The sequence below is a fragment of the Microbispora bryophytorum genome, assembly GCF_043197435.1.
Lineage (GTDB): Bacteria > Actinomycetota > Actinomycetes > Streptosporangiales > Streptosporangiaceae > Microbispora > Microbispora bryophytorum.
On record NZ_JBICTF010000007.1, the window covers coordinates 371,268 to 382,816 of the forward strand.

Sequence of the window (11,549 nt, forward strand, 5' to 3'; positions counted from 1 at the left end):
GCCGCAGCCGCGCCGTACGCCGCTTCGCCACAATCAACTACCCAAGGTCGCCAACTAATGTGGGGCGCATGGCACGGATCGTGAGCGGGGCCGTACCGAGTCCGAACATCTGGAACACTCCCCAGATCTACGAGCTGGAGAACCTCGCCGTGGGACCCGTGGGCGCGGCCGACTCGGCGATGCGGGCCGTTCGGCCCTGGGACGGCGCGACCGTGGTCGAGATCGGCTGCGGCAGCGGCTTCCACCTGTCCGCGCTCGCCGCGTCCGCGGGGCGGGTGGTGGGTGTCGAGCCGCACGGCGGCCTGGCCGCCCAGGCCGCCGCCCGCTGCGCGTCGCTGGCCAACGTCTCGGTGCGTACGGGCACCGCGCAGGCGCTGCCCCTCCCCGACGCGTCGGCCGACGTGGCGATCGCGCGGTGGGCGTACTTCTTCGGGCCCGGCTGCGAGCCCGGCCTGCGCGAGCTGGGGCGGGTGCTGCGCCGGGGCGGCGCGGCGTTCGTGGTGGACGTGGACGCCTCGCGCGGGGCGTTCGGCCGCTGGTTCCGCCGATCGCTGCCGTCGTACTCGCCCGAGGCCGTGGAGCTCTTCTGGTCCCGGCAGGGCTGGCGGCGCGAGGAGCTGGACCTGCGCATGACGTTCCGTTCCCGGGCCGACATGGAGGCGGTGCTGCGGATCGAGTTCACGCCCGAGGTGGCCGGCGAGGCACTGCGGGAAGCCGAGGGCCTGGAGATCGACTACCCGAACGTCCTGCGGTGGCGGGAATTCTGAATCCGGGCTTGACCTTGTCACCGGCGTCAAGCTTTACCGTCGTGCCCAGGACAGCCGAGGAGGAGCCGATGCGGATCGGCGAGCTGGCCCGGCGTGCCGGAGTGAGCACCCGGGCGGTGCGGTACTACGAGCAGCGGGGGCTCATCCGGTCGCGCCGCTCGGCGAACGGATATCGCGAGTACGACGAGTCGGACGTCCCGATCGTCAGCGAGATCCGCGAGCTGATGTCGGTCGGCTTCACGCTGGAGGACGCCCGCCCGTTCGTGGACTGCCTGCGGTCCGGACATTCGTCCGGGGGCTCCTGCCCCGAGTCGGTCGCCGTCTACCGGCGCAAGCTCGCCGAGATCGACCGGCAGATCCGCGACCTGCTGGCCCGCCGCTCGGAGGTGGCCGCCCAGTTCGCCGACGCCTGCCCCGGCTGCCTGCTGACACGACGAGGAGAGTCATGATCACGCTGACCGCGGAGAACTTCGACGAGCAGGTGCTGCACGGCGACAAGCCCGTGCTGGTGGACTTCTGGACCGACTGGTGCCCGCCGTGCAAGATGATCGCCCCGATCCTGGAGGAGATCGCCGCCGAGTACGGCGACCGCCTCATCGTGGCCAAGATCAATGCCGACGACCACCCCGAGATCGCCCAGCGCTACAACGTCCTGGGCTTCCCCACGCTGAACCTCTACCGGGACGGCGAGATCGTCCAGCAGATCAGGGGCGCCAAGCCCAAGCGCCTACTGCTCGCCGACCTCGCCGGCCACTTCTAGTCACGTCCGTCTGCCGGGAGCCGCTTGGACGGCTTATATAAGCGTTGACTTCTATAAGCGGCTCTCGGCATAGTGAGCGCGTGCACGCATTCGACGCGCTGGGGGATCCGGTGCGACGCCGGATCCTGGAGCTGCTCTCCCAAGGTGAGCAGACGTCGGGAACGCTCACCTCCGTCATCCGCGGCGAGTTCGGGATCTCACAGCCGGCCATCTCCCAGCACCTGCGAGTGCTCCGCGAGTCAGGGCTGGCGTCCGTACGGGCCGAGGGCACGCGGCGGCTGTACGCCGTGGAGCCCGAGCCGCTGCGGGAGGTCGACACCTGGCTGGAGCGGTTCCGCGGCTTGGGAGAGCAGCGGCTCGACGCGCTCGGCACCGAACTGGCGAGGGGCAGACGGGAGCGGCGACTCGGCCGGCGGCACGACGGCGGCGATGCTCATCACACGACCCATCACGTTGCCCGTCACGCAGCCCACGACGGACGAACCGACGAGGAAGAGCGGCCATGAGCGACTTCATCGACCAGATCAACCGAGTACACCGCGCGGTCGGCACGCGCGCCCTGCCGGAAGGCGAGGCCCGTACGGTGCTGCTGCGGCGCACCTACGACGCCGGGATCGAGGACGTGTGGGACGCCTGCACCGACGCCGAGCGGATCAGCCGCTGGTTCCTTCCGGTGAGCGGCGAGCTGAAGCTCGGCGGGCACTACCAGCTCCAGGGCAACGCGGGCGGGGAGATCCTGCGGTGCGAGCCGCCCCGGCTGCTCCGGGTGAGCTGGCTGTTCGGCGAGAACCCCGGCTTCAGCGAGGTCGAGGTGCGGTTGAGCGCGGAGGGCGACGGCCGCACCGTGTTCGAACTGGAGCACGTCGCCGTGGTGCCGCCGGAGTTCTGGGACCGGTTCGGGCCGGGGGCCACCGGCGTCGGCTGGGATCTGGCGGTGCTCGGGCTCGGACTGCACCTGCGCGGCGAGATGCTCGACGACCCCGCGGCGTGGGAGCAGTCGGAGGAGGCACGCGAGCTCATGAGGCTCAGCAGCGACCTGTGGGGCGCGGCGTACCGGGCCTCCGGCGCGCCGGACGACGTGGTGACCGCCGCGGTCGCCGGCACCACCGCCTTCTACGTGCCGGACAGGCCGGAAGTCTAGTTCCCGCCCCGCGCCGCTTTCCGGAGGGGATTGTCGGCGGCTGCCGGTAACCTCCCGCACGTGAGCAAGGCAGCGAAACCGGCGTACCGGTGCGGCGAGTGCGGCTGGACCACGGTCAAGTGGGTCGGCAGGTGCGGGGAGTGCCAGGCGTGGGGCACGGTCGAGGAGGCCGGGGCCCGGCAGGGCGTCCACGTGGTCAAGCCGGGCGCGGTCTCCGCCCCCGCCGTCCCGATCGGCCAGGTGAAGGCCGAGGCCGTCAGCTCGCGGACGACCGGGGTCCCGGAGCTCGACCGCGTGCTCGGCGGCGGCCTCGTCCCGGGCGCGGTCGTGCTCCTGGCGGGAGAGCCGGGCATCGGGAAGTCGACGCTGCTGCTGGAGGCCGCCGCCCGCACCGCGAGCGGCGAGACCGTCCTCTACGTGACCGGCGAGGAGTCGGCCGCCCAGGTGCGCATGCGCGCCGATCGCATCGGCGCGATCGAGGACAGGCTCTACCTGGCCGCCGAGACCGACCTGTCGGCCCTGGTGGCGCACGTGGACAAGGTGCAGCCGAGCCTGCTCATCGTCGACTCGGTCCAGACGATCGGCTCGGCCGACGCGACCGGAGTGCCCGGCGGCGTGACCCAGGTCAGGGAGGTCGCCGGCAACCTGGTCCGCCTCGCGAAGGAGCGGGCCCTGTCCACAGTGCTCGTCGGCCACGTCACCAAGGACGGCACGATCGCCGGACCTCGGGTGCTGGAGCACCTCGTGGACGTCGTGCTCCACTTCGAGGGCGACCGCAACTCGCGGCTGCGCCTGGTGCGCGCGATCAAGAACCGGTTCGGGCCGATCGACGAGGTGGGCTGCTTCGACCTGCACGAGCGCGGCATCAGCGGGATCACCGACCCCAGCGGGCTGTTCGTCTCCCGCCATCCCGAGCCGGTGCCGGGCACCTGCGTCACCGTGACCATCGAGGGCACCCGGCCGATACCGGCCGAGTTGCAGGCCCTGGTCGGCCCGACCGAGGCCCCGCAGCCCCGCCGCACGTCGTCCGGTCTCGACTCCTACCGGGTGGCGATGGTGCTCGCCGTCATGGAGCGGCGGCTCAACGCCAAGATCAGCAAGTGTGACGTCTTCACGGCCACGGTGGGCGGCATCCGCCTGACCGACCCCGCCGTCGACCTCGCCCTGATGCTGTCGGTCGTCAGCGCGGCCGGCGACCAGGCCCTGCCCGCCGGGCTCGTCGCGCTGGGCGAGGTCGGCCTGGCCGGCGAACTGCGGCCGGTGCGGGAGGTCCGGCGGCGGCTGGCCGAGGCGGCCCGGCTCGGCTTCACCAGGGCACTGGTGCCCACCGGCTCGCTGGAGGAGGAAGGCCCACGCCTGGAGTCGTCGGAGAGCCGCGGCCGGCTCGTGGCGCTCCGCTCGCCGACCGGCCGTACGACGCCGTTCGCACCGGGCTTCGAGGTCACGGAGGTGGAGAACGTGTGGGACGCGCTCAACCTCATGAGGTCGGCCAGGTGATCGGCCGTCACACCGGTGAGCACGGCGTCACGCCGGTAAACTCTGTTGCCTGCCCCGTCGGCCGTGGCCTCGCCCCCGCGCCCCCGAGGGGCTTCACAGGGCGTCCGCGGAGCGCCTCGCGGAATCTCGCCGCGACAAGGGATCGGTAGGAAGACGATCCGACGGATGACGACCGGGCGAGCCCACTGGGGTGCATGTGCTGGACAACGACAAGGCGATCGACGACCGAAGAAGGGCCGTGCTCGCCGCGCTCGCCCCGGGGACGGCGCTGCGTGACGGGCTGGAGCGCATCCTGCGCGGCCACACCGGCGGCCTGATCGTCCTGGGATACGACCGCACGGTCGAGGACATCTGCACCGGCGGGTTCACGCTCGACGTCGAGTTCTCCGCGACCCGCCTGCGTGAGCTGGCCAAGATGGACGGCGCGATCGTGCTCGACACCGCCCACCTCAGGATCGTGCGGGCCGCCGTGCACCTCGTGCCCGACCCGGCCATCCCCACCGACGAGTCCGGCACCCGGCACCGCACCGCGCAGCGGGTGGCCAGGCAGACCTCGCTCCCGGTCATCGCGATCAGCAAGTCGATGCGGATCATCGCGCTCTACCTCGACGGCATCCGCTACGTCCTGGAGGAGTCGGCCGCGATCCTGTCCAAGGCCAACCAGGCCCTGGCGACGCTCGAACGCTACAAGAAGCGGCTCGACGAGGTCTCCGGCAACCTGTCGGCCCTGGAGATCGAGGACCTCGTGACGGTCCGCGACGTGGCCGTCGTCGTCCAGCGCCTGGAGATGGTCCGCCGCATCGCCCGCGAGATCGAGGGATACGTCGTCGAGCTCGGCACCGACGGGCGGTTGCTGTCCCTCCAGCTCGACGAGCTGTTCGCGGGTGTGGAGACCGACCGTGTGCAGATCATCCGCGACTACGCGCCCGGCTCGCTCGGCGCGCGGCCGTACGGGGACGCCGACGCCATGGGGGAGCTGGACGAGCTGTCCTCCGGCGACCTGCTCGACCTGCCGAAGGTGGCGCAGATCCTGGGTCACCACGGCGGCGACGCGCTCGACACGCCGGTCAGCCCACGCGGCTTCCGGCTGCTCACCAAGGTCCCCCGCCTGCCCGGGGCGATCGTCGACCGGCTCGTGAGCCACTTCGGCGGCCTGCAGAAGCTGCTCGCGGCCAGCACCGACGATCTTCAGGCCGTCGGCGGCGTGGGCGAGACCCGGGCGCGCAGCGTCCGCGAGGGCCTGTCCCGGCTCGCCGAGTCGTCCATCCTGGAGCGCTACCTCTGATCGATGCGCGGCAGTTCGACTCGATGACCTGCCGGAGCGGCTGAGGAGCGCGCGGCCACGGCGGTGCGAGCACGAGGACGGAGAGGTCGCCGACCCTCATGATCTAGGGGGTGAACAGCTTCCAGTGCCCCTCGGAGACGACCTCGACATGGCCGTCGATCACCTTGATGGCGGTCTCATCGTCGATCGCGTACGCCCGATTTGGGATGCCGGCCGCCCACTTTTCCGCCTCGGCCATGGTGTTCTCCGGCAGGAGTTCGTGATCCAGGTGCGGGAAGATCGAGAAGTCGACGACACCCAGGGTGCTGTCGTCACCGGAGGGCGACTTCCACTGGACGAAGTCCTCCCCGATATGGGGAGTCATCACCATGCTCCCGGCGCTCAGTCCCGCCCAGACCGTCTCGCTCAGCGACGGCAATAGATCCGCCAGCCCGGACTGCCGCATCCAGTGACACAGGTACAGCGCATCGCCGCCGTTCACCAGCAGGACGTCTGCCTCCCGGACCCAGGGGACCCAGCGCTCTTCACCGATGCTGGGCAGCGCGGTGAGCTCCAGCACTCCCACGGACTTCCACCCCAGCTCGCACATGGGTAGGGCGGACTGTCCACTGATGAAACGCCATGCGCCGACAGGAGTCCCCTGAGGGTGCCCGTATGCCGCGGTGGGGATGCAGAGGGCGTGGGACTCGGCGATCGGCTTGCCCAGGAGGTCGACCAGCGCGTCGTGGATGCTCGCGTTCGCGATGCCGGCGGATGTGAGAAGGAGCCGCATGATGCCCTTTCCTGAGTGCTCTGTCGCTGCCCTGCGTCAGAAGCGGTAGTCGGCCTGGCCGAACGGGCCGCCCTCGTCGTACTCCACCTCCGTGCTGCGGGTGTGGAAGTAGACCACCACGCCTCCGGAAACTGATTGCAGAATGAAATCGGTTGGAATGACGCTAACACGACCAGTTGCGAAGTGCCACCAGATTCGCCGGCTGACGTACGACGCCAGGCCGCGGGAGAGGAGGCGGGCCAGACCATCGATCATGCGGACCCGCACGCCTCTCGGCGTCCGCCTCTCAGTGCCCTCTCGCGACGCCCTCTCTCAGCGCAGATGGAAGACGATCTTCGGGCTCTTCAGCCGGCCGGAATGCGCGGTCGCGACGTACGTGCCGGGGTCGGCGGCAGGCCGCTTGCCGGCGCACGTGCTGCCCGAGCGGTGGCGGTCCCATTTGATCGAGCGGACGTAGGGGATGCCGCGCTCCAGCAACTGCCGGTCCACGCCGTCGCCCGCCACGCAGTCGGCCGTCGACCACACGCGCTCGCCGCCCGACAGCACCCGCATCTCCAGCGTCCGCGGCCCGACGTCCACCGTGCATTCGACCTTGCTCGTGCTCACCACCGTCAGCAGGAAGGACGGCGTGACATCCTTGCTGTACACGTCCTGACCGTTCTGCAGCGCCAGCACGAGGTCCTTCTCATCGCAGGGATCGCCGGGACGCCGCGGCTTGCCGGGCGAGGGCGAGACGCCCGCGGAGGCGGACGGCGACGGCTGCCCGGGGACGGCGGCGCCGGAGACGGCGGGCGTCTTCGGGGCCAGCCCGGCGGGCAGCGAGACGACCAGCCGGTCGGAGGGCGTCGCCTTGACGGCGGCGGCGGTCTCGTCCGGCCGTCCGGAGGCGCTGCTGCACGCCCATGCCACGACCGCCACCACGACGAGCATCCCCGTGAGCACCGACACCCGGCGGCGCCAGTAGACGTCCGCCCCCTCGACGCCCACGTCACCACGGAAAGTGTCCGGATCCATACGGACAGTATGGGGAGCCCTGGGGGGCAGCCGGGAACGGCTCGCTGAACCTTGTCCTTCTCCACATCACAGCGTCGCCGGGTCTTTGCGCAATCGGGCGCTACACGCGCGCCGGCACGGCTCTCGGTACAGTCGGGGCGTGTCCGCCTCCCTGCGTGAGCCCATCCTCGACTGGTATGCCGAGCACAACCGCGATCTGCCCTGGCGGCGTCCCGACGCGACCCCCTGGGGCATCCTGGTGAGCGAGATCATGCTCCAGCAGACGCCCGTCGCCCGAGTGCTGCCGATCTGGACCGAGTGGATGGAGCGCTGGCCCACCCCCGAGGCGCTCGCGAAGGAGTCCCCCGGCGAGGCCGTACGCCACTGGGGCCGGCTCGGCTACCCGCGCAGGGCGCTCAACCTGCACGCGTGCGCGCGGGCCATCACGGCCGACCACGGCGGCCGCGTGCCGGCCACGTACGACGAACTGCTGGCCCTGCCCGGGATCGGCGACTACACGGCGGCGGCCGTGGCCAGCTTCGCGTACGGCGGCAGTCACGCGGTGCTCGACACCAATGTGCGGCGGGTGCTGGCCAGAACGGTGCGCGGCGAGGAGTACCCGCCGAAGGCGCCCACGGCGGCCGAACGGCGGCTCGCCGAGTCGCTGGTGCCCCCGGTGGGCGCGCCCCGTTGGGCCGTGGCCGTGATGGAGCTGGGCGCACTGGTGTGCACCGCCAGGGCGCCCCGCTGCGAGCGCTGCCCGGTCACCGCACAGTGCGCGTGGCGGCTGGCCGGACGTCCGGCCCACGACGGCCCGGCTCGGCAGGGCCAGACGTACGCGGGGACCGACCGGCAGTGCCGCGGCCGCCTGCTCGCCGTGCTCCGCGAGGCGCACGGGCCGGTCCCCAAGGAGGCGCTGGACGCCGTCTGGGCCGACCACGTGCAGCGCGAGCGCGCACTGGACGGCCTCCTGGACGACCGCCTGGCCGAGGTCCTCCCGGACGGCACCTACCAGTTGCCCTCCTGACCCGCCCTCCTCAGGCGGCGAGCTTGAGGCCGAGCGCGGTGAGGTTGCGGCGGGTCCAGTCGAGCTCGTCGGCGAGCTTCGCCACCAGAGCGGCGGGCCCCTTCGCCTTGGGGGAGGTCAGGTCGTGGGCCTCCACCTCGACGTGCGCGGTGCCGTTCACCGCTCCGGACAGGATCGCGGTGAGCGTGTCGGCGATCACCGGCTGGGTGCTGGGGATCTCCTGGCTGTGGTTGTGCACGTGGCTGAGCTTGACCACCGGGGCCCCGGCGAGAGCCAGTCCGCGCAGCGCCGCGTCGGGCTCCTCGGCGCCACAGGACAGATGGCAGGCGTCCAGGCAGACGCCGAGGTGATCGGAGTCGATGTCGCAGACCCGCTCAAGGGCCTGCTCGGTGGTCTCCAGCACGCAGCCCGGCCAGGGCTCGAAGCCGACCCTGACGATCTTGCCGGTGACGCTATAGAGGCCGCGCAACTCGCGCGACAGCCGTTCGAGCCGGCGGGAGGCGATGGCGTGCAGGTCGGCGGGCCAGTCACGGCGCCAGCCGATGGGGATCGTGGAGATGCTGCCCGACTGCACGTCGTCGGGAAGCAGGAACGCGAGGATCTTCGCCAGCGACATCGTGTAGCGGTAGCGCTCGGGCTTGGCCCAGTCGGGTCCGGGGACCTCCTGGTTGCGCCCGCCGGTGCCGTTCAGGCTGACGCACTCCAGGCCGCGCTCCTCCAGCGACCGGCGCAGCCGTACGAGCTCGATGCGATCGGAGACGAGGTGGTCCGCCACGGCGGGAGCGAGCCACAGGCCGACGCCCAGCCGGTCGACTCCCAGCTTCCTGCGCACCGGCACGGCGTAGCGCGTGAGGTGGGCGATCAGGTTCTCCAGATCCTCGGCGGGATGTACGCCCGCGTTGTAGGCCAGGTGAACCAGCGTCCCGTCGTCGTGCAACAGGCGCATCAGGTGCCTCCAAGGCTTGTGCACTTCCGGACCGCCATTTCGCCCACAGGGCGGGGCCCGACCCCGTGGGACTCCGGTCCTCCTACCGCCGGGATCTCTCCCGGGCAGACCGAGCTTCCTCCGTGCGCCCGGCCCTGCGCGTCCGCCCCGCAGCGGATTGTCCGGTACGCCGCAGGGATGACATGCCGTCCGCTCTCACTCATGGCATACCGCGAGCGGACTCTACAAAGTGTAGTACTACGCCCGGTGGCGGGATACCGGTTCTCGCCTTCTCGGCAGGAAGGTGACCGCACCGTGACCCGGGTACGGCGGAGACCCGGGTACGGCGAAAACGCCGAGGGGCGCCCCTCGCGGAGCGCCCCTCGGGTGGAACGGGTTATCGCAGGCGGATCAGCAGGCGGATCAGCGCTGGACCGCCTCGGCGATGGAGGCCGCCGAGTCCGGGACCGACGGGGCCTTCGCCTCACCGGTGAAGGTGAACGTCGCGGCGTCGCCTTCGCCCTCGATGTCGATCTTGACGACCTGGCCCGGCCGCAGCTCGCCGTAGAGAATCTTCTCCGACAGCGTGTCCTCCAGCTCGCGCTGGATCGTGCGCCGCAGCGGACGGGCGCCCATCACCGGGTCGTACCCGCGGTCGGCCAGCACCTGCTTGGCCGCCGGGGTCAGCTCCAGGCCCATGTCGCGGTCCTTGAGCCGCTCGGCCACCTGGGCGAGCATCAGGTCGACGATCCGGATGATCTCCTTGGGCGTGAGCTGGTGGAAGACCACGATGTCGTCGACGCGGTTGAGGAACTCCGGCCGGAAGTGCTGCTTGAGCTCCTCCTGCACCTTGGACTTCATCCGGTCGTAGTTCGACTCGGCGTCGTTCGCGCGGGCGAACCCGACCCCGATGCCCTTGGAGATGTCCCGGGTGCCAAGGTTGGTCGTCATGATGATGACGGTGTTCTTGAAGTCCACCACCCGGCCCTGGGCGTCGGTCAGCCGACCGTCCTCCAGGATCTGCAGCAGCGAGTTGAAGATGTCGGGGTGGGCCTTCTCGATCTCGTCGAACAGGACCACGGAGAACGGCTTGCGCCGCACCTTCTCGGTCAGCTGACCGCCCTCTTCATACCCGACGTAACCGGGCGGAGAGCCGAACAGCCGCGAGACGGTGTGCTTCTCCATGAACTCCGACATGTCCAGCATGATCAGCGCGTCTTCGTCGCCGAACAGGAACTCCGCCAACGCCTTGGACAGCTCGGTCTTCCCCACACCCGACGGGCCGGCGAAGATGAACGACCCACCCGGACGGCGCGGGTCCTTCAACCCGGCGCGGGTGCGGCGGATCGACCGCGACAGCCCCTTGATGGCGTCGTCCTGGCCGATGATCCGCTTGTGCAGCTCGTCTTCCATCCGCAGCAGCCGCTGGGACTCCTCCTCGGTCAGCTTGAACACCGGGATGCCGGTGGCGGTGGCCAGGACCTCGGCGATGAGCTCCTCGGTCACCTCGGCCACGACGTCCATGTCGCCGGCCTTCCACTCCTTCTCCCGCCGCTCCCGCTTGAGCTGCAGCTGCTTTTCCTGGTCCCGCAGCGCCGCGGCCTTCTCGAAGTCCTGCGCGTCGATCGCGGACTCCTTCTCCCGCCGCACGTTCGCGATCTTCTCGTCGTACTCGCGCAGGTCCGGCGGCGCGGTCATCCGGCGGATCCGCATCCGCGAACCGGCCTCGTCGATCAGGTCGATCGCCTTGTCCGGCAGGAACCGGTCGCTGATGTAGCGGTCGGCCAAGGTGGCGGCCGCCACCAGAGCGCCATCGGTGATGGACACCCGGTGGTGCGCCTCGTACCGGTCCCGCAGACCCTTGAGGATCTCGATCGTGTGCGACAGCGACGGCTCGGCCACCTGGATCGGCTGGAACCGGCGCTCCAGAGCCGCGTCCTTCTCCAGGTGCTTGCGGTACTCGTCGAGCGTGGTGGCACCGATGGTCTGCAGCTCACCGCGGGCCAGCATCGGCTTGAGGATGCTCGCGGCGTCGATGGCGCCCTCGGCGGCGCCCGCGCCGACCAGCGTGTGCAACTCGTCGATGAACAAGATGATGTCGCCGCGGGTACGGATCTCCTTGAGCACCTTCTTCAGACGCTCTTCGAAGTCACCGCGGTAACGGGAACCGGCCACCAGCGCACCCAGGTCAAGGGTGTAGAGCTGCTTGTCCTTCAGCGTCTCGGGCACCTCACCCTTGACGATCTTCTGCGACAGGCCCTCCACCACGGCGGTCTTCCCCACACCCGGCTCACCCACCAACACCGGGTTGTTCTTCGTCCGGCGGGACAACACCTGCATGACCCGCTCGATCTCCTTGTCCCGGCCGATCACCGGGTCGAG

Annotated in this window: 13 protein-coding genes; 8 read left to right on the top strand and 5 right to left on the bottom strand. The window is 70.6% G+C overall.

Features of this window, described 5'->3' with window-relative positions; all coding sequences use genetic code 11:
• Positions 1–68: 68 nt before the first annotated feature.
• From ACGFIB_RS25870 to disA, 7 genes are all read left to right on the top strand, one after another.
• The gene (locus ACGFIB_RS25870) at positions 69–767 is read left to right on the top strand and encodes a class I SAM-dependent methyltransferase (protein WP_142574671.1); all 699 of its coding nucleotides are present in this window, start codon (positions 69–71) and stop codon (positions 765–767) included.
• Positions 768–808: 41 nt separating this feature from the next.
• Complete coding sequence (locus ACGFIB_RS25875) at positions 809–1,216, top strand: MerR family transcriptional regulator (RefSeq protein ID WP_229689923.1); 408 nt, start codon at positions 809–811, stop codon at positions 1,214–1,216.
• Positions 1,213–1,527, top strand: coding sequence for a thioredoxin (trxA, locus tag ACGFIB_RS25880; RefSeq protein WP_393375605.1), 315 nt, complete (start codon positions 1,213–1,215; stop codon positions 1,525–1,527). The genes ACGFIB_RS25875 and trxA overlap by 4 nt, the downstream gene beginning before the upstream one ends.
• 80 nt (positions 1,528–1,607) lie before the next feature.
• Positions 1,608–2,033, top strand: coding sequence for an ArsR/SmtB family transcription factor (locus tag ACGFIB_RS25885; protein ID WP_393375607.1), 426 nt, complete (start codon positions 1,608–1,610; stop codon positions 2,031–2,033).
• Positions 2,030–2,668 (top strand): SRPBCC family protein, encoded by a 639-nt coding sequence (locus ACGFIB_RS25890; RefSeq protein WP_393375610.1) that lies wholly within the window; start codon positions 2,030–2,032, stop codon positions 2,666–2,668. The genes ACGFIB_RS25885 and ACGFIB_RS25890 overlap by 4 nt, the downstream gene beginning before the upstream one ends.
• A gap of 60 nt (positions 2,669–2,728) precedes the next feature.
• Positions 2,729–4,165, top strand: coding sequence for a DNA repair protein RadA (gene radA, locus ACGFIB_RS25895; protein WP_142574667.1), 1,437 nt, complete (start codon positions 2,729–2,731; stop codon positions 4,163–4,165).
• A 196-nt stretch (positions 4,166–4,361) separates the two neighbouring features.
• Positions 4,362–5,450 (top strand): DNA integrity scanning diadenylate cyclase DisA, encoded by a 1,089-nt coding sequence (gene disA, locus ACGFIB_RS25900; RefSeq protein ID WP_229689924.1) that lies wholly within the window; start codon positions 4,362–4,364, stop codon positions 5,448–5,450.
• Between the two features lie 103 nt (positions 5,451–5,553).
• Here the strand turns inward: disA and ACGFIB_RS25905 are convergent, their stop codons facing one another.
• The 3 genes from ACGFIB_RS25905 to ACGFIB_RS25915 are packed head-to-tail and all read right to left on the bottom strand — an operon-like array spanning position 5,554 to position 7,236.
• Entirely contained in the window at positions 5,554–6,222 is a 669-nt protein-coding gene (locus ACGFIB_RS25905; protein ID WP_393375613.1) for a Type 1 glutamine amidotransferase-like domain-containing protein, read from the bottom strand.
• Between the two features lie 36 nt (positions 6,223–6,258).
• Positions 6,259–6,477 carry a hypothetical protein gene (locus tag ACGFIB_RS25910; protein WP_357245221.1) on the bottom strand — a complete coding sequence of 73 codons (219 nt, stop codon included), beginning with the start codon at positions 6,475–6,477 and terminating at the stop codon, positions 6,259–6,261.
• A gap of 57 nt (positions 6,478–6,534) precedes the next feature.
• Positions 6,535–7,236, bottom strand: coding sequence for a hypothetical protein (locus ACGFIB_RS25915; protein ID WP_357245219.1), 702 nt, complete (start codon positions 7,234–7,236; stop codon positions 6,535–6,537).
• Between the two features lie 139 nt (positions 7,237–7,375).
• Here ACGFIB_RS25915 and ACGFIB_RS25920 point away from each other — a divergent pair, with 139 nt between their 5' ends.
• Positions 7,376–8,242, top strand: coding sequence for an A/G-specific adenine glycosylase (locus tag ACGFIB_RS25920; RefSeq protein ID WP_357245218.1), 867 nt, complete (start codon positions 7,376–7,378; stop codon positions 8,240–8,242).
• A 10-nt stretch (positions 8,243–8,252) separates the two neighbouring features.
• On the opposite strand, the gene ACGFIB_RS25925 is transcribed toward ACGFIB_RS25920, so the two are convergent.
• Both ACGFIB_RS25925 and ACGFIB_RS25930 read right to left on the bottom strand, forming a co-directional pair.
• Entirely contained in the window at positions 8,253–9,188 is a 936-nt protein-coding gene (locus tag ACGFIB_RS25925) for a TIM barrel protein (RefSeq protein WP_142574661.1), read from the bottom strand.
• A 402-nt stretch (positions 9,189–9,590) separates the two neighbouring features.
• Positions 9,591–11,549 (bottom strand): ATP-dependent Clp protease ATP-binding subunit (locus ACGFIB_RS25930; RefSeq protein ID WP_393375618.1); only part of this gene is annotated, 1,959 nt, incomplete at its 5' end.

Bases quoted from the DNA above. Each gene is read 5' to 3' on its own strand.
- ACGFIB_RS25925 (WP_142574661.1), bottom strand. From the start codon at position 9,188: ATGCGCCTGTTGCACGACGACGGGACGCTGGTTCACCTGGCCTACAAC.
- ACGFIB_RS25890 (WP_393375610.1), top strand. From the start codon at position 2,030: ATGAGCGACTTCATCGACCAGATCAACCGAGTACACCGCGCGGTCGGC.
- ACGFIB_RS25915 (WP_357245219.1), bottom strand. From the start codon at position 7,236: ATGGATCCGGACACTTTCCGTGGTGACGTGGGCGTCGAGGGGGCGGAC.
- ACGFIB_RS25910 (WP_357245221.1), bottom strand. From the start codon at position 6,477: ATGATCGATGGTCTGGCCCGCCTCCTCTCCCGCGGCCTGGCGTCGTAC.
- ACGFIB_RS25905 (WP_393375613.1), bottom strand. From the start codon at position 6,222: ATGCGGCTCCTTCTCACATCCGCCGGCATCGCGAACGCGAGCATCCAC.
- ACGFIB_RS25870 (WP_142574671.1), top strand. From the start codon at position 69: ATGGCACGGATCGTGAGCGGGGCCGTACCGAGTCCGAACATCTGGAAC.
- trxA (WP_393375605.1), top strand. From the start codon at position 1,213: ATGATCACGCTGACCGCGGAGAACTTCGACGAGCAGGTGCTGCACGGC.